The 21,476-nt window shown below is 67.8% G+C and carries 18 protein-coding genes; 15 read left to right on the top strand and 3 right to left on the bottom strand.

All coding sequences use genetic code 11. The features are described from left to right. The first annotated feature begins 4 nt into the window (after positions 1-4). From murD to lpxC, 10 genes are all read left to right on the top strand, one after another. Positions 5-1,543 carry a UDP-N-acetylmuramoyl-L-alanine--D-glutamate ligase gene (gene murD / locus PIGHUM_RS08110; protein WP_124079071.1) on the top strand — a complete coding sequence of 513 codons (1,539 nt, stop codon included), beginning with the start codon at positions 5-7 and terminating at the stop codon, positions 1,541-1,543. A 4-nt stretch (positions 1,544-1,547) separates the two neighbouring features. Further along, entirely contained in the window at positions 1,548-2,741 is a 1,194-nt protein-coding gene (gene ftsW, locus PIGHUM_RS08105) for a putative lipid II flippase FtsW (protein WP_124078993.1), read from the top strand. A gap of 41 nt (positions 2,742-2,782) precedes the next feature. Next, positions 2,783-3,829 carry an undecaprenyldiphospho-muramoylpentapeptide beta-N-acetylglucosaminyltransferase gene (gene murG / locus PIGHUM_RS08100; RefSeq protein ID WP_124079069.1) on the top strand — a complete coding sequence of 349 codons (1,047 nt, stop codon included), beginning with the start codon at positions 2,783-2,785 and terminating at the stop codon, positions 3,827-3,829. 5 nt (positions 3,830-3,834) lie between these two features. Further along, a complete protein-coding gene (gene murC / locus PIGHUM_RS08095) occupies positions 3,835-5,277 on the top strand; it encodes a UDP-N-acetylmuramate--L-alanine ligase (protein WP_124078991.1) in 1,443 nt (480 codons plus the stop codon). Then, positions 5,274-6,218 carry a D-alanine--D-alanine ligase gene (locus PIGHUM_RS08090; RefSeq protein WP_124078990.1) on the top strand — a complete coding sequence of 315 codons (945 nt, stop codon included), beginning with the start codon at positions 5,274-5,276 and terminating at the stop codon, positions 6,216-6,218. Before murC ends, PIGHUM_RS08090 begins: the two co-directional genes overlap by 4 nt. A 20-nt stretch (positions 6,219-6,238) precedes the next feature. Next, a complete protein-coding gene (locus PIGHUM_RS08085) occupies positions 6,239-7,060 on the top strand; it encodes a cell division protein FtsQ/DivIB (RefSeq protein WP_124078988.1) in 822 nt (273 codons plus the stop codon). After that, positions 7,057-8,289 carry a cell division protein FtsA gene (ftsA, locus tag PIGHUM_RS08080; RefSeq protein WP_124078987.1) on the top strand — a complete coding sequence of 411 codons (1,233 nt, stop codon included), beginning with the start codon at positions 7,057-7,059 and terminating at the stop codon, positions 8,287-8,289. Before PIGHUM_RS08085 ends, ftsA begins: the two co-directional genes overlap by 4 nt. Positions 8,290-8,570: 281 nt before the next feature. Continuing rightward, entirely contained in the window at positions 8,571-9,749 is a 1,179-nt protein-coding gene (gene ftsZ / locus PIGHUM_RS08075) for a cell division protein FtsZ (protein WP_124078986.1), read from the top strand. 268 nt (positions 9,750-10,017) lie between these two features. Continuing rightward, the gene (locus tag PIGHUM_RS08070; RefSeq protein ID WP_124078985.1) at positions 10,018-10,521 is read left to right on the top strand and encodes a peroxiredoxin; all 504 of its coding nucleotides are present in this window, start codon (positions 10,018-10,020) and stop codon (positions 10,519-10,521) included. Positions 10,522-10,726: 205 nt separating this feature from the next. After that, positions 10,727-11,650, top strand: a complete 924-nt coding sequence (gene lpxC / locus PIGHUM_RS08065) for a UDP-3-O-acyl-N-acetylglucosamine deacetylase (RefSeq protein WP_124078982.1) — start codon at positions 10,727-10,729, stop codon at positions 11,648-11,650. A gap of 21 nt (positions 11,651-11,671) precedes the next feature. On the opposite strand, the gene PIGHUM_RS08060 is transcribed toward lpxC, so the two are convergent. Continuing rightward, the gene (locus tag PIGHUM_RS08060; RefSeq protein WP_160142202.1) at positions 11,672-12,211 is read right to left on the bottom strand and encodes a DciA family protein; all 540 of its coding nucleotides are present in this window, start codon (positions 12,209-12,211) and stop codon (positions 11,672-11,674) included. 81 nt (positions 12,212-12,292) lie between these two features. Here PIGHUM_RS08060 and PIGHUM_RS08055 point away from each other — a divergent pair, with 81 nt between their 5' ends. Continuing rightward, the gene (locus PIGHUM_RS08055) at positions 12,293-13,249 is read left to right on the top strand and encodes a M23 family metallopeptidase (RefSeq protein WP_124078980.1); all 957 of its coding nucleotides are present in this window, start codon (positions 12,293-12,295) and stop codon (positions 13,247-13,249) included. Between the two features lie 18 nt (positions 13,250-13,267). Here the strand turns inward: PIGHUM_RS08055 and PIGHUM_RS08050 are convergent, their stop codons facing one another. Continuing rightward, positions 13,268-14,203 carry a LysR substrate-binding domain-containing protein gene (locus tag PIGHUM_RS08050; RefSeq protein ID WP_124078978.1) on the bottom strand — a complete coding sequence of 312 codons (936 nt, stop codon included), beginning with the start codon at positions 14,201-14,203 and terminating at the stop codon, positions 13,268-13,270. Positions 14,204-14,307: 104 nt separating this feature from the next. Between PIGHUM_RS08050 and PIGHUM_RS08045 the strand changes: the two genes are divergently transcribed. The 4 genes from PIGHUM_RS08045 to secA all read left to right on the top strand — a co-directional run bounded on the left by PIGHUM_RS08045 (position 14,308) and on the right by secA (position 20,100). Next, positions 14,308-15,186, top strand: a complete 879-nt coding sequence (locus tag PIGHUM_RS08045) for an amidohydrolase family protein (protein ID WP_246013023.1) — start codon at positions 14,308-14,310, stop codon at positions 15,184-15,186. Next, entirely contained in the window at positions 15,186-16,067 is an 882-nt protein-coding gene (locus PIGHUM_RS08040; protein WP_124078976.1) for a substrate-binding domain-containing protein, read from the top strand. Before PIGHUM_RS08045 ends, PIGHUM_RS08040 begins: the two co-directional genes overlap by 1 nt. 117 nt (positions 16,068-16,184) lie before the next feature. Further along, positions 16,185-17,150: a tripartite tricarboxylate transporter substrate binding protein gene (locus tag PIGHUM_RS08035; RefSeq protein WP_160142201.1), complete on the top strand. Its 966-nt coding sequence runs from the start codon at positions 16,185-16,187 to the stop codon at positions 17,148-17,150. A gap of 205 nt (positions 17,151-17,355) precedes the next feature. Continuing rightward, a complete protein-coding gene (secA, locus tag PIGHUM_RS08030) occupies positions 17,356-20,100 on the top strand; it encodes a preprotein translocase subunit SecA (RefSeq protein ID WP_124078972.1) in 2,745 nt (914 codons plus the stop codon). 161 nt (positions 20,101-20,261) lie between these two features. Here secA and PIGHUM_RS08025 read toward each other — a convergent pair whose 3' ends face one another. Then, on the bottom strand, positions 20,262-21,242 hold the full coding sequence (locus PIGHUM_RS08025) for a Bug family tripartite tricarboxylate transporter substrate binding protein (protein WP_124078970.1): 981 nt from the start codon (positions 21,240-21,242) through the stop codon (positions 20,262-20,264). Between the last annotated feature and the right edge of the window lie 234 nt (positions 21,243-21,476).

The following is a 21,476-nucleotide window of genomic DNA, read 5'->3' as shown; positions in this document are numbered from 1 at the left end:
ACCTGTGAATACGCCGCAGCAAGCCCTCGCGCAAGCGCCCGCCACCCTGGTCCTGGGACTGGGGGAGTCGGGTGCGGCCGCGGTGCGCTGGTGCGCCCGGCTGGGCGGCGCGCTGCGCGTGGCCGATTCGCGCGCGGAGCCGGCCGGACTGGCCGAGTTGCGCGCCGGCGCGCAGCAGGCCGAGTTCGTGCTGGGTCCGGCGGCGCTGGTGGAGCGCGAGGGCGGCGCGATGTTCGATCCCGGCCTGCTGGACGGCGTCGAGCGGGTGGTGATCAGTCCGGGGCTGGCGCTCCAGGCGGCGCCGGCGCGCGAGCTGGTCCTGGCCGCGCGCGAGCGGGGCATCCCGGTCGTCAGCGAGATCGAGCTGTTCGCGCTGGCGCTGGCCGACCTGGCGGCGACCCGCGGCTATGCGCCCAGCGTGCTGGCCGTGACCGGCACCAATGGCAAGACCACGGTGTGCGCGCTGACCGGCTACCTGCTCGAAGCAGCCGGCAAGACGGCCGTGGTGGCCGGCAACATCAGCCCTGCCGCGCTGATCGCGCTGGGCAAGGCGCTGGACGAGGACCGCCTGCCGGATGCCTGGGTGCTGGAGCTGTCGAGCTTCCAGCTCGAAACCACCCACAGCCTCGAGCCGCACGCCGGCGCGGTGCTGAACCTGACCCAGGACCACCTGGACTGGCACGGCGACATGCAGGCCTACGGCGCGGCCAAGGCCAGGCTGCTGGCGGTGGCCAAGATCGCGGTGGTCAATCGCGACGACCCGCTGGTCGCCGCGATGGTCGAGCGGCTCGACGGCGAGCGCGTGCGCGGCTTCGGCCGCGAGGCGCCGGCCTTGACCGGCGACCTGGGCCTGGATCACAGCCATGGCGTCGCCTGGCTGGCCGAAGCGGCTGCCGAGGATTTCGACATGCCCGCGCCGCGCCGCAAGAAAGGCGAGGTGATCACCCGCCCGGAAGGCCGGCTGAACCGCCTGATGCCGGTCGATGCCTTGCAGATCCGCGGCCTGCACAACGCCCTGAACGCGCAGGCCGCGCTGTTGCTCGCGCGCAGCCTGGGCCTGCCGTGGGGCGCGCTGCTGCGCGCGGTGCGCGAGTACCGCGGCGAGCCGCATCGCGTCGAATTCGTGCGCAGCATCGCCGGCGTGGATTTCGTCGACGACAGCAAGGGCACCAACGTGGGCGCGACCGTGGCCGCGCTCGAAGGGCTGGGCCAGCGCTGCGTGCTGATCGCCGGAGGCGTGGGCAAAGGGCAGGATTTCGCGCCGCTGGCGCGCGCCGTGGCCATGGCCGCGCGCGCCGTGGTGCTGATCGGGCGCGATGCGCCGCAGATCGCCGATGCGCTGGGCGGGGCCGGCGTGCCGCTCGAGCAGGCTGCGAGCCTGGAGGCGGCGGTCGCCGCCGGGCTGGGCCTGGCCGAGCCGGGCGATGCCGTGCTGCTGTCGCCCGCCTGCGCCAGTTTCGACATGTTCCGCGACTACAAGCATCGCGCCGACGTATTCGTCGACGCGGTGCACGAGTTGGCGGCCGACCGGGGGGAGGTGTGACGCCATGAGCCTGTTCGCCGAACTGACCGGCAGCGTCAACGCGGTGCGGCCCAGCCGCACGCGCATGCTGAACTACGACGCGGTGCTGGTGACCTCGGCCGCCGCTCTGCTGCTGCTCGGGCTGGTGATGGTGTACTCGGCCTCGGTCACGCTGGCCGATTCGCCCAAGTTCGCCAACTACGGCAACTACCATTTCCTGGTGCGGCACGCCCTGTACATGTCGATGGGCGTGGTGGCGGCCGTCATCACCTTCAGCGTCCGGATGAATACCTGGCAGAAATTCTCCAGGCCTTTCTTCGGCCTGGCGCTGCTGCTGCTGGCAGCGGTGCTGATCCCGGGCATAGGCAAGGAGGTCAATGGCTCGCACCGCTGGCTGCCGCTCGGCTTCGTCAACTTCCAGCCTTCCGAGATGATGAAGATGGCCGCGCTCATCTATGCGGCGGATTACACCGTGCGCAAGCAGGCCTACATGCAGAGTTTCGTGCGCGGCTTTCTGCCCATGGCCGGCGCGATAGGATTCACCGGCCTGTTCCTGCTGCTCGAGCCGGATCTGGGCGCGTTCGTGGTGATCGTGGCGATCTCCATGGGCATCCTGTTCCTGGGCGGCATCAATGGCAAGATGTTCGGCGGTCTGGCTGCGGTGCTGGTCTCGACTTTCCTGCTGCTGATCTGGACCTCGCCGTGGCGGCGCGAGCGCCTGTTCGCCTACCTCGACCCCTGGACCGAGGTCAACGCGCTGGGCAAGGCCTACCAGCTCTCGCATTCGCTGATCGCCTTCGGCCGCGGCGAGTGGTTCGGCGTGGGGCTGGGCGCCAGCGTCGAGAAACTGCATTACCTGCCCGAGGCGCACACCGACTTCCTGCTCGCGGTGATCGGCGAGGAACTGGGTTTCGTCGGCGTGCTGGTGGTCATCTCGCTGTTCTTCATCATCGTGCGCCGCGGCTTCGAGATCGGCCGGCAGGCCATCGCCATGGACCGCGTGTTCAGCGGCCTGGTGGCCAAGGGCGTCGCGCTGTGGCTGGGCGTGCAGGCGCTGATCAACATGGGCGTGAACCTCGGGCTGCTGCCGACCAAGGGCCTGACGCTGCCCTTCATGAGCTTCGGCGGCTCGTCCATCATCGCCAGCCTGTGCGCGCTGGCCGTGCTGATGCGCGTGGACTACGAGAACCGGATCCTGATGCGGGGAGGGCGGCTGTGAGCGAACTGCGCTCCTCCTCGAACCACGCCGCCCGCACCCTGATGGTGATGGCCGGCGGCACAGGCGGCCACATCATGCCGGGCCTGGCCGTGGCGGGCGCGCTGCGCGCGCGCGGCTGGAACGTGGTCTGGATGGGCAATCCCGATGCCATGGAAGGGCGGCTGGTGCCGCCGCAAGGCATCCCGATGGCGCCGGTGCGCTTTGCCGGCGTGCGCGGCAAAGGGCCGGCCACGCTGCTCAAGCTGCCGTTCACGCTGGGCCGCGCCGCCTGGCAGGCGCGGGCCGCGCTGCGCCGCCATCGGCCCGACGTGGTGCTGGGCATGGGCGGCTATGTGGCGCTGCCCGGCGGCTTGATGGCGCGTCTGCGCGGCACGCCGCTGGTGGTGCACGAGCAGAATTCCGTCGCCGGCATGACCAACCGCGTGCTGGCGCGCTGGGCGGACAAGGTGCTGACCGCCTTCCCGGGCGCGCTGCCGGGCGAGCTGACCGGCAACCCGGTTCGTCCGGAAGTGGCCGCCGTCGCCCCGCCGGCCGAACGCTATGGCGGCCGCAGCGGCCCGCTGCGCGTGCTGGTGGTGGGCGGCAGCCTGGGCGCGCAGGCGCTCAATACCGTGGTGCCGCGCGCGATCGCGGCGCTGCCCGCCGAACTGCGTCCGCAGATCGTGCACCAGGCCGGCGAGCAGCACATCGACGCGCTGCGCGCTGCCTACGCCGAGGCAGGCGTGCAGGCCGACTGCCGCGCCTTCATCGCCGACATGGCGGCGGCCTATGCCGACGCCGACCTGGTGGTCTGCCGTTCGGGCGCGATGACCGTGGCCGAAGTCTGCGTGGCCGGCGTGGCCGCGCTGTTCGTGCCCTTCCCGCATGCGGTGGACGATCACCAGACCACCAATGCCAGATATTTGAGCGATGCGCAGGCGGGCTGGCTCAAGCCGCAGCGCGAGCTGACGGCCGAGTGGCTGGCCGACTGGCTGCGCCGTCGCAATCGGGCCGAGCTGGCCGAAACCGCGACCCGCGCGCGCGCGCTGGCGCATCCTCTCGCCACCGAGCGGATCGCCGACATCTGCGAGGCGCAGGCCCGACGGTAGAGATCATGAGACATCGAATCAGACACATTCATTTCGTCGGCATAGGGGGCTCGGGCATGAGTGGCATCGCCGAGGTGCTGCTCAACCTGGGCTACCGCATCAGCGGCTCCGATCTGGCCGACAACGCCACGACCCGCCGGCTGGCGGAACTGGGCGCGCACATCACCCAGGGCCACAGCGCCGAGAACGTCGAGGGCGTGGACGCCATCGTCACGTCCACCGCGGTGGCTGGCAACAACCCGGAAGTGATCGCCGCGCGCAACAAGCGCATCCCGGTCGTGCCGCGCGCCGTCATGCTGGCCGAGCTGATGCGGCTCAAGCGCGGCATCGCGGTGGCCGGCACGCACGGCAAGACCACCACCACCAGCCTGATCGCCAGCGTCCTGGCCGCGGGCGGGCTGGATCCGACTTTCGTGATCGGCGGCCGCCTGAACTCGGCCGGCGCCAATGCCAAGCTGGGGCAGGGCGAGTTCATCGTCGTCGAGGCCGACGAGTCCGACGCCTCGTTCCTGAACCTGCTGCCGGTGATGTCGGTGATCACCAACATCGACGCCGATCACATGGACACCTACGGGCACGACTTCGCGCGGCTCAAGAGCGCCTTCGTCGAGTTCACCCAGCGCATGCCGTTCTACGGCACCGCGGTGCTGTGCATCGACGACGCCAACGTGCGCGAGATACTGCCCTTCATTTCGCGGCCGGTGACCACCTACGGTTTCGGCCCGGACGCCCAGGTGCGCGCCGTCGACGTCGCCGCCGAGGGGCCACGGATGCGCTTCACGGTGCTGCGGCGCGACCGCCAGGCCGAGCTGCCGTCGCTGGACATCACGCTGAATCTGCCGGGCGAGCACAACGTGCGCAATGCGCTGGCCACCATCGCCGTAGCGACCGAGCTGGGCGTGTCGGACGATGCGATCCGCGAGGCGCTGGCGGCGTTCCGCGGCGTCAACCGCCGCTTCAGCCTCGCCGGCCAGTTCCCGGTGGCGGCCGAGCACGGCGGCGGCACTTTTACGCTGGTCGACGACTACGGCCACCACCCGGTCGAGATGGCCGCCACGCTGGCGGCTGCGCGCGGCGCCTATCCCGAGCAGCGCATCGTGCTGGCCTTCCAGCCGCACCGCTATACGCGCACCCGCGACTGCTTCGAGGACTTCGTCAAGGTGCTGGGCACCGCCGACGCGCTGCTGCTGGCCGAGGTGTACGCCGCCGGCGAGACCCCCATCGTGGCGGCCGACGGCCGCTCGCTGGCCCGCGCGGTGCGCGTGGCCGGCAAGGTCGAGCCGGTATTCGTCGAGGACATCGCCGACATGCCGCGCGCCATCGCCGATTTCGCGCGCGACGGCGACGTGGTCATCGCCATGGGCGCCGGCTCCATCGGCGCCATGCCGGCGCGGATCGGGGCCATGTTCGCGGCCCCGGCATCGAATCAGGAAGGAGCGCAGCCATGAGCGCGCAGTTTGGCAAGGTCGGCGTCCTCTACGGCGGCAAGTCCGCCGAGCGCGACGTGTCCATCATGTCCGGCACGGGCGTGCATCAGGCGCTGCGCAGCGCCGGCATCGAGGCCCATTTGTTCGATACCGGCGTACGCTCGCTGGCGGAACTGGCCGAGGAGCGCTTCGATCGCGTCTTCATCGCGCTGCACGGCCGCTACGGCGAAGACGGCACGATCCAGGGCGCCCTCGAACTGCTGCAAGTGCCCTATACCGGCAGTGGGCCGCTGGCCTCGGCGCTGGCCATGGACAAGACCATGACCAAGCGGATCTGGATCAACGAGGGCCTGCCGACCCCGCGCTTCGAAGTGCTGGACCGCCGCTCCGACCTCGCCGCCGCAGCCGCGCGCCTGGGCTTGCCGCTGATCGTCAAGCCGCCGCACGAAGGCTCGACCATAGGCGTGACCAAGGTGAGCGACGCCGCCGCCATGAGTCCGGCCTACGCGCTGGCCGCCGAGTACGACGAGCAGGTGCTGGCCGAATCCTTCATCAGCGGGCGCGAGCTGACCGTGGCGATCCTGGGGACGGGCGATGCCGCGCGGGCCCTGCCGGTGATCGAGATCGTCGCGCCCGAGGGCAACTACGACTACGAGCACAAGTATTTCACCGACGACACCCGCTACCTGTGCCCGGCGCCGCTGCCCGAAGCGGTGGCGCAGCGCGTGCAGGAGATCAGCGTGGCGGCCTACCGCACCCTGGGCTGCGAAGGCTGGGGCCGCGCCGACGTGATGCTGGATGCCGACAACCAACCCTATTTGCTGGAGGTCAACACTTCGCCCGGCATGACCGGCCATTCCCTGGTGCCGATGGCGGCTGCCGCCAGCGGCATGAGCTATGAGGCCTTGTGCGTGGAAATCCTGCGGGATGCGCGCTGCAAGGTCTCGGGCCGGTTGTCGTAAGTGTTTGGAACGGAAGCTCTGTGTGGAACGATTCGCGTACCCTGAACCTGGTGGCCAACACCCTCTACCTCGCCGCGGCGGCCGTGCTGGCGGCGAGCGCGCTGCTGTGGCTGGCGCATCGGCCGGTGTTCGCGCTGCAGGCGATCTGGATCGAAGCGGAGGACGGCCGCCTGGAGCACGTCACGCCGGCCAGCGTGCACACCGCGATCGCGGGACGGCTGATGGGCAACTTCTTCACCGCCGACCTGGAACAGGTGCGCCAGGTGTTCGAGACCGTGCCGTGGGTGCGCCAGGTCTCGGTGCGGCGGCAGTGGCCCAACGCGCTGGTGGTGACCATGCAGGAACACCAGGCGCTGGGCTTGTGGAACGAGAGCCGGCTGCTCAATACCTACGGCGAATCGTTCACGGCGAACCTGGGCGAAGCGGAGGACGACCGCCAGCAGCTGCCGATATTCGGCGGGCCGGACGGTTCGGAAAAACTGGTGGCGCAGCGCTATGCCGAACTGCTGCGCTGGTTCGCGCCGCTCAAGCTCGATCCGCTGCGCGTGGTGCTCAGCCCGCGCTACGCCTGGCAGGTGCAACTGTCCAACGGCGCGGTCATCGACCTGGGGCGCGAGCCGACCACCGCGCCGGGGTCGGACACGGCTTCGCTGGAGTCGCGCGTGCAGCGCTTCGTCCAGGCCATACCGGTCATCGAGGGGCGGATCGGCAAGCTCGAGCACGCGGACCTGCGCTACCCCAATGGATTCGCGGTGACGACCGCGCGGCCCCCGGCGGCCGGCGCGAGGACGAAACCGGCGAAGCCGGCATCAACCATGCAACCTAACCAGAAAAGACCATGACTCGTGAAACCAAGGACCTGATCGTTGCCCTCGACATCGGCACCAGCAAAGTGGTGGCGGTCGTGGCCGAGATGCTGCCCGAAGGGCGTTTCGAAGTGCTCGGCCTGGGGCAGCACGAGTCGCGCGGCATGCGCAAGGGCGTGGTCGTCAACATCGAGACCACGGTCAATTCCATCCAGCGCGCGCTGGAGGAAGCCGAGTTGATGGCCGACTGCAAGATCCGCGACGTATTCACCGGCATCGCCGGCAGCCATATCCGCAGCTTCAACTCGAGCGGCATGGTGGCGATCAAGGACAAGGAAGTCACCGCGACAGACGTGGCGCGGGTGATCGAGACCGCCAAGGCGATCAACATCCCGACCGACCAGCAGGTGCTGCACGTGCTGACGCAGGAGTTCATCGTCGACGGCCAGGAAGACATCCGCGAGCCCATCGGCATGAGCGGCATCCGCCTGGAAGTGCGGGTGCACATCGTCACCGGCGCGGTCAGCGCGGCGCAGAACATCGTCAAGTGCGTGCGCCGCTGCGGCCTGGAAGTGCAGGACCTGATCCTGCAGCCGCTGGCCTCGAGCCTGGCGTGTCTGACGCCCGACGAGAAGGAACTGGGCGTGGCGCTGGTGGACATCGGCGGCGGCACGACCGACATCGCCATCTTCACCGGCGGCGCGATCCGCCATACGGCGGTCATTCCCATCGCCGGCGACCAGATCACCGGCGACATCGCGGCCGCGCTGCGCACGCCGACCCCCGACGCCGAGGAAATCAAACTGCGCTACGGCGTGGCCAAGCAGGTGCTGGCCAGCGGTGACGAACGCATCGAGGTGTCCGGCCTGGGCGACCGCGGTCCGCGCCAACTGTCGCGGCAGGCCCTGGGCGCGGTCATCGAACCGCGCGTGGAAGAGCTGTTCACGTTCGTGCAGCAGGTCATCCGCGAGTCCGGCTACGACGAATTGCTGTCGTCCGGCATCGTCCTGACCGGCGGCACGTCGCAAATGCCCGGCATGGTGGAACTGGCCGAGGATATCTTCCTCAAACCGGTACGCCTGGGTGTGCCCGAGTATGCCGGCGGCCTGGCCGACGTGGTGCGCAGCCCGCGCTTTTCCACCGTGATGGGCCTGATGGCCGAAGCCAGGCTGCAACGCATGCGCGGCCGCAAGGTGGCGCAGCAGACCGGCAACGTCACGCAGGTGTTCGCGCGTATGAAAGAGTGGTTCCTGGGCAATTTCTGAAGTCGTCCAGGCCGGTTCGTTTTTTCACGCAGTACCCGTTCTTTGAAGCCATGCAGCAGCAGCCCGAGTGCCGGCGGCGCGAGTCGTCCGGAGCAGTTCAGTCCAGAGTCCCGAGTCGTTCAACCTTTTATTAACGAGTGCATCAGGAGGCAGGCAGGGGAAGGTGAAACGTGAAGCGCGATCCCGAGGCGGGGTCATTGGTCGATCCGGCCAGATCACATTTCACATTTCATATTTCCCGCCCGCCCACTTATCCGCCAGAAACCCCCGGAGGTGATCCAATGAAGTTCGAAATGCTAGATACCGATACCCGTGGCACGGTCATCAAGGTCGTGGGCGTGGGTGGTGCCGGCGGCAACGCCGTGGCCCACATGATCCGCCGTGGCGTGCAAGGCGTGGACTTCGTCTGCGCCAACACCGACGCGCAATCGCTGGCGCATACCAATGCGCCGGTGCAGATCCGCCTGGGCCGCAGCGGTCTGGGCGCCGGCGCCAAGCCCGAGCAGGGCCGCGCCGCTGCCGAGACCGCCCGCGAAGAGATCCGCGAAGCGCTGCACGGGGCCAACATGGTGTTCATCACCGCCGGCATGGGCGGCGGCACCGGCACGGGCGCCGGCCCGGTCGTGGCCGAGGTCGCCAAGGAACTCGGCATCCTGACCGTGGCCGTGGTCACCAAGCCCTTCAACTTCGAAGGCGGCAAGCGCATGCGCATGGCCGAAGAGGGCATCGACGCGCTGTCGCAGCACGTGCATTCGCTGATCGTCGTGCTCAACGAGAACCTCTACGAGCTGATGGGCGACGACGCCACCCAGGAAGACTGCTTCAAGGCCGCCGACGACGTGCTGCACAACGCATGCGCCGGCATCGCCGAGATCATCAACGTGGACGGCAACGTCAACGTCGACTTCGAAGACGTCAAGACCATCATGAGCGAGCAGGGCAAGGCCATGATGGGCACGGCCATCGCCAGCGGCGTGGACCGCGCCCGCGTGGCGTCCGAGCAGGCCATCGCGTGCCCGCTGCTGGAAGGCATCGACCTGAACGGCGCCCGCGGCGTGCTGGTCAACATCACCGCCAGCCGTTCGCTGAAGATGAAGGAAACCCGCGAGATCATGGACACCATCCGCAGCTACGCCGCGGAAGACGCCACCGTGATCTTCGGCGTGTCGTACGACGACGCGATGGGCGAAGACCTGCGCGTCACCGTGGTCGCCACCGGCCTGGGCCGCGCCAAGGCCAAGCCCCAGCTGGTGCAGAACACCGTGCCGCAGCTGCGCACCGGCACCGACAACCTGGCCGCCTACAGCGTTCAGGCCGCCGGCGCCACCAACTACCACGACTACGACACCCCCACCGTGTTCCGCAATCCGCGCGACGCCTCGATGCGCGTGCAGGCGCTGGAAAGCTCGGGCATGGATCACCTGGACATCCCGGCATTCCTGCGCAAACAGGCCGATTGAGCCTGGAGGGCTCAACCAGCCTGTTTGCTGGTTGGGCCCCCCCTACGCGCTTACGCGCGCCCCCCAGGGGCGGCACTGGCGGACCGGCGGAGCCGGATCCGCTGTGCCCTGGGTCGTTTATGGGGCTGCGCCCCTTACCCCCTATGCCCGGTTTTTCCCGGGCATTTTTTTGCTGCCGGTGGGGGATTTCTTCTCGTGGGGAAGCGGGGAGCCTATACTGCCTGCCGGTGTTTTCCCTTCTTCAATACTGGATACAAAGGAGTCAGCCATGACCATCAAAGTTGGCGATCGCGTGCCGGACGGTACCTTGACCGAATTCATCGCGGTGGAGACCGAGGGTTGCGCGCTGGGGCCCAATGCATTTGCCGTGGCCGACCTGGCCAAGGGCAAGAAGGTGGCTGTGTTCGCCGTGCCGGGCGCATTCACGCCGACCTGCTCGGCCAAGCACGTGCCCAGCTACCTGCAGAACCACGACGCGCTGAAGGCCAAGGGCGTGGACGAGATCTGGTGCGTGGCGACCAATGACGCGTTCGTGATGGGCGCGTGGGCCAAGGACCAGGGCAGCCAGGGCAAGATCCGCATGCTGGCCGACGGCTCGGCCAAGTGGTCCAAGGCGCTGGGCCTGGAACTGGACCTGACCGAGCGCGGCATGGGCGTGCGTTCGCAGCGTTATTCCATGCTGTTGGACGACGGCGTGGTCAAGCAGCTGAACGTCGAAGCGGGCGGCAAGTACGAAGTCAGCGACGCCGAGACCCTGCTCAAGCAACTGTAATGCTCGGGCGGCCGGCTCCCGGGAGGGGCCGGCCGCCTGAAACCGGGGCGCTCGCGCCCGACCGCCGGCCGGGCACGATGCATGCTGGTCAACGGTTGCAAAACGGGCGCACAAAAGTCTTTCAAGTTGTTTACCGAACCTTTTCCTGCCCGGGCGCTCTAGCATACTGACGTTACAATACGGTATTAACCCCTATCTTCCCATCATGATCGCCCAGCGCACCATCCGAAGCGTTACCCGCACGACCGGGGTCGGCCTGCATTCCGGCCGGCGGGTAGAGATCACGCTGCGGCCGGCCGCGCCCCATACCGGCATCGTTTTCCATCGCATCGACCTGCCCGAGCCCGTGGACCTGCCCGCCTCGGCGCTGGGGATCGGCGACACGCGCATGGCGTCGGTGCTGCAGCAGGGCGACGTGCGGGTCTCGACGGTGGAACACCTGATGTCCGCCTGCGCCGGGCTGGGCATCGACAATCTGCACGTCGACCTCACCGCCGAAGAAGTCCCGATCATGGACGGCAGCGCCGGCACTTTCGTATTCCTGCTGCAGTCCGCCGGTATCGAGGAACAGAACGCGCCCAAGCGCTTCATCCGGGTGCTCAAGCCGGTCGAGGTGCGCGAAGGCGAAGGCGCCGCCGCCAAGTGGGCGCGCCTGGAGCCCTACGACGGGTTCGCGCTGGCTTTTTCCATCGATTTCCATCATCCGGCCATCGACGCGACCGCCAATTTCGCCGAGATCGATTTCGCCGAGCATTCCTATATCAAGGAGATTGCCCGCGCCCGTACTTTCGGCTTCATGCAGGACGTCGAAAACCTGCGGGCGGCGGGCCTGGCGCGCGGCGGCAGCCTCGACAACGCCATCGTGATGGACGAGTTCCGCGTCCTGAACAGCGACGGGCTGCGCTACGAGGACGAGTTCGTCAAGCACAAGATCCTGGACGCCATCGGCGACCTGTACCTGATCGGCAAGCCCCTGATCGCCCGCTATGTCGCGCACAAGTCGGGCCACGGCATGAACAACCAGCTGGTGCGCGCGCTGCTGCAGCAGGCCGACGCCTGGGAGCTGGCGTCGTTCGAGTCCAAGGCGGACGCGCCCCAGGCTTTCCGCTCGGACTGGGTTCTCGCCTGAGCCTGCCGGCAGGCAGGCGTTTTACTCCTTCCCTTTCTTGCGCTGGTGCGCCAGCAGCCGGGCCACGGCCTCGGCCAGCGGGCCGGCGCGCAACTGTTCCTGCAACTCGGAAAGCGCCTGCATGCCGGCCTGGCCGACGAGCCTGGGCGGGTTGGCGGGAGGGGGGGGGTAGGACAAATCCATCGTATCGAGCCGGGTAAGCGTTGCTTGAACCCGAACCGTGATTCCGTTAACCTGCCACCCTTGCTTTTCCAGGGCGGCGGCGAGCCGGGGGCCCAGCTGGCGCAGTTTTGCCGAATGGCTGGAGGCGGGCACGCCCAGCGTCAGCTGGCCGTCTTCGAAGCGAAGCACCCGGCATGACGGTCCGAGCGGGTCGGGCAGCGCGGCGCAGACGTGCCGTTCCAGTTCCAGCAGGCGCCGGGCGGTGCCGAGCAGGCTGGCGCCCTTGCCGTCGCGGCCCAGGCACGTCAGGGCGCCGGTCTGCTGCGCGGGATCGGCATAGGTCTGCTTGCGCCGCCGGATGGGCGCGCCGGCAGGGCGGGTTCGAAATGCGTTGATCAAGAGCTTCCAGTCGTTTCGGGAACCATCGAAGAGGATACGGGCGCCGAGCAAGGCGCGTCTTTACGCCAGGAGGCACGTTCCGTGCAGATCATCATAGTGCATCCGCGCCTGCCCGAGGCACGGACGCTGACCATCACACCCCGCCTCGTCGCCGGGGCCGCCGCCGCGGCGCTTGCCGCCGTGGTCGTGGGCGCCGCGCTGCTCCATTACGCGACTTCCAGCTTTACCGGGTCCCAGAGCGGTCCCAGCCTCGTCGAGCACAATCGCGAACAGGCGCGCCAACAGGCGGTGCTCAAGGAAAACATCAACGTGCTGGCCAAGCGGGTGGGCGAGATGCAGGCCAAGCTGATGCAGCTCGACGCCCTGGGTGAGCGCGTCGCCGGCCTGGCCGGCGTAACGCCCGCGTTTTCGGCCAAGGGCGCGCCGGGCCGCGGCGGCCTGCTGGTCGATCCCCATCCCATGTCGCCCCAGGACGTCAGTTCCGAACTCGACCGCCTGGAGTCCCAACTGGCCGAGCGGTCCGATTACCTGAGCGTGCTCGATGCCCAACTGACCACGCTGTCGGTGCGCAAATCCATGACGCCCACGGTCATGCCGGTAGCCGAGGGCTACAACGGCTCTTCCTTCGGCTGGCGCATCGACCCGTTCACCGGCACCCGCTCGCTGCACGAGGGCATCGATTTCACGGCGCCGCGGGGAACGCCCATCGTGGCCGCCGCGGGCGGCGTGGTGCTCGCGGCCGAATACCATGCCGGCTATGGCTACATGGTCGACATCGACCACGGCAACGACTTGATCACCCGCTACGCCCATAGTTCCAAGCTGCTGGTCAAGCCCGGCGACCTGGTCAAGCGCGGCCAGCGCGTCGCGCTGGTCGGCAGCACCGGGCGCTCCACCGGCTCGCACCTGCATTTCGAGGTGCGCCTGGGCGGCGTCGCCGTCAATCCCAACAACTTCCTCGCCCATGGCCCAGGCAAGCGGCCGGTCGAAGTGTTCTCCAAGGTCGTGACCCTCCCCGCGCAAGGGCCGCTGGACTGAACCCGGGGCCAGGTCTGCTCAATGCTTCAGGCTCGAGGAGACCTCGCGCAGGCAGCGCATCAGCAATTCGCTGGCGGGCGAGAGCGCGTGCTGCTTGCTCCAGGTCAGGCCGATGGGCCGCAGCAGCCCGCGCAATTCCAGCGGCAGGACGACGAGCATGCCCAGCCCGCAATAGTGGCGGGCGGCCACGGGCGAGAGCAGTCCCACCGCTTCGGTCGAGCGCAGGTAGCTGGCGATCACCGGCACCGATACGGTCTCGATGGTATCTCTGGGGATGGGGATGCCGTGCTCCTGGAAGGTGGCTTCCAGCGGCTCGCGGGGCAGCGACGTCGTCGGCGGCAGCACCCACGGATACTTGCCGAGGTCGCGCCAGTGCAGCTGTTTCGCGCCGGCCAGAGGATGCTGGCAGCCCACCACGACCTGGCTGGCGCCGCCGAACAATTCCTCTTCCGCGAAATCGGCCGACGGGCGGCTGCTCAGGCGGCCCACGAGCACGTCCAGGTTGCCGCGGCGCAGGTCGGGCAGCAGGGTATCCATCGAGCCCTCGTGGATCTGCACCGAAGTCGTGGGCGAAATGCGTTTGAGCGCGGCCAGCGCATGCGGCACGAGCGCCGAGGTCATGGCCGGCATGGCGCCCAGGGCCGTCCTGCCGGAAGCGCCAGACTGCAGGGCGCGCAGTTCGTCGCGGGTCTGGGCCAGCGTGCTGAGCATGGTGCGCGCCTGGCGGATCATGCATTCGCCGTAGGCATTGGGCTGGACGCCGCGGGCGGTGCGGTCGAAGAGCTTGAAGCCCAGCCCTTTCTCCAGTTCGGACAGGGCCAGCGAGACGGCCGGCTGGGTGACGTTCAGGTTGACGGCCACCTTGCCCAGGTTGCGCAATTCGTCCAGGGCCACCAGCAATTGCAGGTGGCGCGGCTTGAGGTTGGCGCGTATGTACCAATCGAGTTTTGCCATGGCCGGTCTTGGTATAAGTGGATGCTAATGATGAATCGCTGATTTTTAAGTAGTTTACTTATGTCCGGCCGTGCATGATGGGCGCCTCGCAAAAAGGAGAGAACGTGCCCAGCGCCAAGCCGACTTCCATCATCGACCTGCATACCCATGTGATCGCCCCCGACCAGGCGGCCTATCCGCTGGCTCCGCTGGCAGGCAAACAATCGGACTGGTCGCGCGAGCGGCCGGTCGCCCGCGACGGCATGCTCGCCGCCATGGACGAGGCCGGCATCGCCCAGGCCGCGCTGGTGCAGGCTTCGACCTGTTACGGCCACGACAACCGCTACGTCGCCGATTCCGCGGCGGCCCGCCCGGATCGTTTCATCGGCGTCTATTCCATCGGCCTGACCGCCCCGGATGCAGTCGAGCGCATCGACCACTGGCATGGGCTGGGCCTGCACGGCATGCGCGTGTTCATTGCCGGCCATACCGCCGCCGACCAGGGCGCCCGGCTGGACGATCCGCTCGGCTTTCCCGCCTGGGAGCGCGCCCAGGAGCTGGACATTCCCGTGTGCGTGCAACTGCGCGCTCCCGGCCTGCCGCAATTGGAGAACATTCTCGAGCGCTTCCCGGGCGTGCGCGTGCTGCTCGACCATTTCGCCCGTCCCCCCGTCGAAGACGGCGCGCCCTACGCGGCCGCCGAGAGCCTGTTCCGGCTGGCGCGCCATTCTCGGCTGTTCTTCAAGCTGACCACGCACAACGTGCGCGAGTCCAAGCTGGGCCGGGCCACGCAAGCCAGTTTCATGCGCAAGGTGGTGGACACCTTCGGCGCCTCGCGCATCGCCTGGGGCTCGAACTTCCCGGCTTCCGCGGGTTCGCTGGCGGCATTGCTGCAAGAGGCGCTGGACGCCACCGCCTCGCTGTCGGCCGAAGAACGGGAGTGGATCTTCCACCGCACGGCCCGCGCCATCTATCCGGCGCTGGGCGACGGCGGGAGGGCGTGATGGAGCAACTGCGTCTGCGCACCCTGCTGGGCGATTATCCCAACACCCTGGCGCTCAAGCGCGGCGAGATCGCCTCGCCGCTGGTGAGCTTCGATTTCGATCCCGTCAAGACGGCCAACCGCGCGTTCAAGCGCGTGGTGCGCGACGGCGCTTTCGAGGTGGCCGAGCTGGCGCTGGTCACTTTCCTGCAAGCCAAGGCCTATGGCAAGCCGCTGGTGCTGATGCCGGCGGTGGTGGGCGCAGGCCGCTTCCAGCACCATTGCCTGGTCTACAACGCCGAGCGCGGCAAGCTGCGCGTGGCCGAACTGGCGGGCAAGCGCATCGGCATCCGCGCCTACGCGCAGACCACCGTGGCCTGGGTGCGCGGCATCCTGGCCGAAGACTACGGCGTGGATCTGGACAGCATCCAGTGGGTGACGGCCGAGGACGGCCATCTGGCCGAGTTTCCGGATCCGCCCGGCGTGCGCCGTGAGGAAGGCCGCAGCGCGGTGGAAATGCTGCTGGCGGGCGAGCTGGATGCCGCCATCGTCGGCACCGACCTACCCGACGACCCGCGCCTGGCACCGGTGCTGCCCGATCCCCACGTCGCCGCGGCGGCCTGGGGCGCGCGCCACGCGATGGTCCCGATCAACCACATGATGGCCATCAACCGCACACTGTGCGAGCAGCGGCCGGACGCGGTGCGGGAAATCTACCGCATGCTGCAGCAGAGCAAGGACGTGGCCCGCGCGGGGGCGGACACGCCTGACCTGACCCCGTTCGGGGTCGAGGCCAATCGCCATGCGCTGGAGCTGATCATTCGCTATTCCTATCGGCAAAGGCTGATCCCGCGCTGCTATGCCGTGGACGAATTGTTCGACGACGTGACCCGCATTCTCTGATCGCCGCCGGCCGCATCCCCGGCCGGCCAACCCGGCGCGGCGCCGGCCCCGAACGATGGGCGGCGCCACGCCATCGTGCAGATCCATACGCACATATATATGGAACATGGAGACACCATGAAGAAATGGTTCGCAATTCTCGCTACCGGTATCGCGGCAGCGGCTCCCATTCATGCCGTCCAGGCCCAGATCGGCGGCCCGGTCACCCGCATCGTCGTTCCGTTCGCGCCCGGCGGAGCGCGTGAACTGCTGGCGCGCACCTTCTACCAGGAAGTGGCGCAGGAGCTGGGCCAGACCTTCATCATCGAAAGCCGTCCCGGCGCGGGCGGCGCCATCGGCACCTCCAACGTCGGCCGCGCTGAGCCGGACGGCAAGACGCTGCTGATGGCCGCGTCCAGCCACTTCGTCACGGCCGAGCTGGGCGCCAAGCCCCACTACGATCCGATCAAGGATTTCGCCCCGGTTGCCAACATCGGCACGCAGAGCTACGTGCTGATGATCAGCAGCGCGCTGCCGGCCAAGAACGTGGCCGAGTTCATCGACTACGCGAAGAAACGCCCGGGCGAACTGAACTACGGTTCGGCCGGCATCGGCAGCTCCACCCACCTGGCGATGGCTTATTTCCTGAGCTCCGCCAAGCTGGACATGATGCACATTCCGTACAAATCGACCCAGGAAGCCGCCAACGACGTGGCCGGCGGCCGGGCGCAGGCGGTGATCGTGCCCAACGCCGGGGTCGGGGCCTACGTGCAGGACAACCGCCTGCGCATCATCGGCGTGACCTCGCGCCAGCCTTCGGCGCTGCTGCCCAACGTCCCGGCCATCGCCCAGGCCGGGCTGCCTTCCTACGTGTTCGAATCGTGGTTCGGCCTGCTCGCCCCCGCCTCGACCCCGGCCGCGACGGTGCAGAAGATCAACGCCGCGGTGAACAAGGTCCTGGCGCAGCCCGCCGTGAGGGAGCGCCTCGATACCCAGGGCGTCATCCCCGCGCCGTCCAGCGTGGCCGAGTTCAACAAGGTGTTCCTGGAAGACCAGAAGCTGATGGCGCGCATCGTCAAGGAGGCGAAGCTGACGCGGGATTGACCCCCCCCTACGCGCTTCGCGCGCCCCCCAGGGGGCGGCACTGGCGGACCGGCGGAGCCGGATCCGCTGTGCCCTGGGTTTAAAACCCCGCGGGCCTCGTGGAGTTAGGGGGAGCCACCAGTGCTAAACTGGTCGGCTTATCCCATATCCTGGCTGGGACGCCCGCGTTTTTCATCTGGCGCCCTGGTGCTTGCAAATATCGCGCATGGTTTCCTCTCTGCTCAAGAAAATTTTCGGTAGCCGCAACGATCGGCTGCTGAAGCAGTACGGCAAGTTGGTCGATCGCATCAATGCGCTGGAGTCCCAGACGGCCGCGCTCAGCGACGAGCAGCTTGTGGCTCGTACGAAGGAGTTCCAGCAGCGCCACCAGAACGGCGAATCCCTGGACGACCTGCTGCCCGAGGCCTTTGCCGTGGTGCGCGAAGGCGGCAAGCGCGTGCTCGGGATGCGGCATTTCGACGTCCAGCTGCTGGGCGGCATCGTGCTGCACTCCGGCCGCATCGCGGAAATGCGCACCGGCGAAGGCAAGACGCTGGTGGCGACGCTGCCGACCTACCTGAACGCCATCGCCGGCAAGGGCGTGCACGTGGTCACGGTCAACGACTACCTGGCGCAGCGCGACTCGGACTGGATGGGACGGCTGTACCGCTTCCTGGGCCTGACGGTGGGCGTGGTCGTCTCGCAACAGCCCAACGAGGAGAAGAAGGCTGCCTACCAGGCCGACATCACCTACGGCACCAATAACGAGTTCGGCTTCGACTACCTGCGCGACAACATGGAGTACCGCGTCGAGGACCGCCGCCAGCGCGCGCTGTTCTACGCGGTGGTCGACGAGGTCGATTCGATCCTGATCGACGAGGCGCGCACGCCGCTGATCATCTCCGGCCAGGCCGAAGACCATACCGAGATGTACATCCGGATGAACGCGGTGCCGCCGCTGCTCACCCGGATGGCTTCCGAGCCCAAAACCAACGAGCCCGAGCCCGAAGGCGATTTCTGGGTGGACGAGAAGAGCCACCAGGTCTATCTCTCCGAGGCCGGCCACGAGAAGGCCGAGCAGATCCTCGAGCGCCAGGGCCTGCTGCCCGAGGGCGAGTCGCTGTACGAACCGCGCCACATCAGCCTGATGCATCACCTGATGGCCGCGCTGCGGGCGCACAACCTGTTCTTCCGCGACCAGCACTACGTGGTGCAGGACGGCGAAGTCGTCATCGTCGACGAATTCACCGGCCGCCTGATGGTGGGCCGCCGCTGGTCCGACGGCCTGCACCAGGCGGTCGAGGCCAAGGAAGGCGCCAAGATCCAGAACGAGAACCAGACGCTCGCCTCGATCACCTTCCAGAACTACTTCCGGATGTACGAGAAGCTGGCCGGCATGACCGGCACGGCCGACACCGAAGCCTACGAGTTCCAGGAGATCTACCGCCTGGAGACCGTGATCATGCCGACCAACCGGCCCATGATCCGCGTCGACCAGAACGACCAGGTCTTCAAGACCGACAAGGAAAAGTACAACGCCATCCTGGACGACATCCGCGAGTGCCAGAAGCGCGGCCAGCCGGTGCTGGTCGGCACCACCAGCATCGAGAACTCCGAGGTGCTGTCGGCCCTGCTGACCAAGGCCGGCCTCAAGCACGACGTGCTCAACGCCAAGCAGCATGCGCGCGAGGCCGAGATCGTGGCCGAGGCCGGCAAGCCGGGCCACATCACCATCGCCACCAACATGGCCGGCCGCGGCACCGACATCGTGCTGGGCGGCAGCGTGGACAAGCAGGTCGATCTGATCCGCTCCGACGAGTCGAGTTCCGAGGAAGAAAAAGAGGCGCGCATCGCCAAGGTGCGCGACGAATGGAAGCCGCTGAACGAGCAGGTCAAGGCCGCGGGCGGCCTGCGCATCATCGGCACCGAGCGTCACGAGTCGCGCCGTATCGACAACCAGCTGCGCGGCCGCGCCGGCCGCCAGGGCGATCCGGGTTCGTCGCGTTTCTACCTCTCGCTGGACGATTCGCTGATGCGCATCTTCGCGGGCGACCGCGTGCGCGCCATCATGGAACGCCTGAAGCTGCCCGAGGGCGAGCCCATCGAGGCGGGCATGGTCACTCGCTCGATCGAGTCGGCGCAGCGCAAGGTCGAAGCCCGCAACTTCGACATCCGCAAGCAGCTGCTCGAATACGACGACGTCGCCAACGACCAGCGCAAGGTCATCTATTCCCAGCGCAACGAAGTGCTGGAGGCCGCATCGGTCTCCGACGTGGTCGCCAACCTGCGCGGCGCCGCCTTCACCGAGGTGGTGCGCAATTTCGTGCCGGCCGATTCGGTCGAAGAGCAGTGGGACGTACCCGGCCTGGAAAAGGCGCTGGAACTGGATTGGCAAGTGGCCGTGCCGCTGGCCGCCGCGCTCGAATCCGAGAGCTCCCTGACCGACGACGACCTGCTCGAGCGCGTGCTCAAGGCCGCGGCCGAGGCCTACGACGCCAAGGTGGCGCTGGTGGGTGCGGAAATGTGGAGCCAGTTCGAGCGCTCGATCGTGCTGCAGTCCATCGACACGCATTGGCGCGAGCACCTGTCCATGCTCGACCACCTGCGCCAGGGCATCCACCTGCGCGGCTATGCGCAGAAGAACCCCAAGCAGGAATACAAGCGCGAGGCTTTCGAACTGTTCTCGGCCATGCTGGACCGGATCCGCAACGACGTGGTCAAGGTGCTGATGACCGTGCGCGTGCAGTCGGCCGAACAGGTCGAGCAGGCCGAACAGGACGCCGCCCATGCGCAAGTGCAGAACGTCCAGTACCACCACTCCGACTACGACGAGGCCCTGGCAAGCGCCAACGCCACATCGGGTTCGGGCCAGGAACCGCTGCGCAACGTGCTGCCCAAGGTCGGCCGCAACGACCCTTGCCCCTGCGGCAGCGGCAAGAAGTACAAGCAGTGCCACGGCAAGCTGAGCTGATCCAGATACACCTCATCCGTCCCGGGAAGGCGTGGATCCGACCGCCCGCCACCACCCCACGAGGCTCGTCAGGTTAAACCCAGGGCACAGCGGATCCGGCTTTGCCGGTCCGCCAGTGCCGCCCCCTTGGGGGGGCGCGCGTCAGCGCGTAGGGGGGGGACCTATTCAGGACTGATTCCCTCGGACTTGATGACCTGGCGCCAGCGGTCGAATTCGGTGCGCGTGAGCGTGCCGAGATCTTCCGGCGATCCGAGCGCCACGGTAAAGCCCGTATTGGCCAGTTCGGCGCGGATCGCTTCCGTGCCGAACCCGGCGCGCAGTTCGCGATTGATCCTGTCGACGATCCCGGCAGGCGTACCCTTGGGCGCATACAGGCCTATCCACACGGCAAGCTGGTAATCCCGGTAGCCCTGTTCGGCCAGGGTGGGCGTTTCGGGCAAGAGGGGCGAGCGGCTGGCGCCCGTCTGCGCGATGGCCTTGAGCTTGCCTGACGCAATGAACGGGCGCGCCGCCTCGATCGGCGCGATCATCATGCTGACGCTGCCCTGCACGATATCCATGATGGCGCTGTTCAGGCTGCCGGCGGGGATGTGGCGCATCTTCGTTCCCACTATGTTCTGCAGCACGGTCGAGTACAAGTGCGCGGTGGACGCGATGCCGGGCGATGCGTACGAGGCGCCGTCGCCTTGCGCCTTGAGGTAGGACACCAGTTCGGGGAAGGTGCCGGCCGGCGTGGCGGCGCCCGTCACGATGACTTGCGCGCTTTCCGCGATCTGGCCGATCGGCGTGAAGCTCTTGACGGGATCGTAGGGCGTCGCGCGGAAGGCGGGGGTGATGACCAGGGTGGTGGGGCCGGCCATCAGCGTATAGCCATCGGGCGCCGCGTTGGCGGCATAGGAGGTGCCGACGACGCCGCTCGCGCCGGAGCGGTTCTCCACGTAGACATTCTGTCCCAGGCTGCGGGAAAGATATTCGGCGGCGCGGCGCGCGATGTTGTCGGCGCTCGTGCCGGGGCTGTAGGGAACGACGATCTTGATGGTGCGCTGCGGGTAGGCTGCTGCTTCTTCCGCTTGCGCGCCTATGCTACAGGCGGCCAGGCACGCCGCCGCCACGGCCGGAACGAATGTTGAAACCTGCTTCATGCTTGTCTCCGTGATGTTTTGTCATGCGGTCGGGCGCGCAATCGCCCGGCTTCTGGCGTCCGGGACGATCAGGATCGTATTTTTAAGTATGATATATATACACTACGCGTACCGCTCGACAATGTAAAGCGTGTTGTCATCGTCGCCCGCGGCGCATCCGCGAAGCCGCGGACGCAACAGCGCCGTCCAGCGGAGACGAAAGGAGAACGGCCGGTGGCCCGTGGCCGTGGCGGC

It is taken from the genome of Pigmentiphaga humi, from assembly GCF_900606115.1.
Classification (GTDB): Bacteria; Pseudomonadota; Gammaproteobacteria; order Burkholderiales; family Burkholderiaceae_B; genus Pigmentiphaga; species Pigmentiphaga humi.
Note: the sequence above shows the minus strand (reverse complement) of the source record. Positions and strands in the feature narration are given on the sequence as shown.

Excerpts from the sequence above, each read along its gene's own strand:
- PIGHUM_RS08040 (WP_124078976.1), top strand. The coding sequence starts at position 15,186 with ATGGAGCAACTGCGTCTGCGCACCCTGCTGGGCGATTATCCCAACACC.
- lpxC (WP_124078982.1), top strand. The coding sequence starts at position 10,727 with ATGATCGCCCAGCGCACCATCCGAAGCGTTACCCGCACGACCGGGGTC.
- PIGHUM_RS08070 (WP_124078985.1), top strand. The coding sequence starts at position 10,018 with ATGACCATCAAAGTTGGCGATCGCGTGCCGGACGGTACCTTGACCGAA.
- PIGHUM_RS08090 (WP_124078990.1), top strand. The coding sequence starts at position 5,274 with ATGAGCGCGCAGTTTGGCAAGGTCGGCGTCCTCTACGGCGGCAAGTCC.
- murG (WP_124079069.1), top strand. The coding sequence starts at position 2,783 with ATGGTGATGGCCGGCGGCACAGGCGGCCACATCATGCCGGGCCTGGCC.
- ftsZ (WP_124078986.1), top strand. The coding sequence starts at position 8,571 with ATGAAGTTCGAAATGCTAGATACCGATACCCGTGGCACGGTCATCAAG.
- murC (WP_124078991.1), top strand. The coding sequence starts at position 3,835 with ATGAGACATCGAATCAGACACATTCATTTCGTCGGCATAGGGGGCTCG.
- secA (WP_124078972.1), top strand. The coding sequence starts at position 17,356 with ATGGTTTCCTCTCTGCTCAAGAAAATTTTCGGTAGCCGCAACGATCGG.
- PIGHUM_RS08025 (WP_124078970.1), bottom strand. The coding sequence starts at position 21,242 with ATGAAGCAGGTTTCAACATTCGTTCCGGCCGTGGCGGCGGCGTGCCTG.
- PIGHUM_RS08050 (WP_124078978.1), bottom strand. The coding sequence starts at position 14,203 with ATGGCAAAACTCGATTGGTACATACGCGCCAACCTCAAGCCGCGCCAC.
- ftsW (WP_124078993.1), top strand. The coding sequence starts at position 1,548 with ATGAGCCTGTTCGCCGAACTGACCGGCAGCGTCAACGCGGTGCGGCCC.
- ftsA (WP_124078987.1), top strand. The coding sequence starts at position 7,057 with ATGACTCGTGAAACCAAGGACCTGATCGTTGCCCTCGACATCGGCACC.
- PIGHUM_RS08035 (WP_160142201.1), top strand. The coding sequence starts at position 16,185 with ATGAAGAAATGGTTCGCAATTCTCGCTACCGGTATCGCGGCAGCGGCT.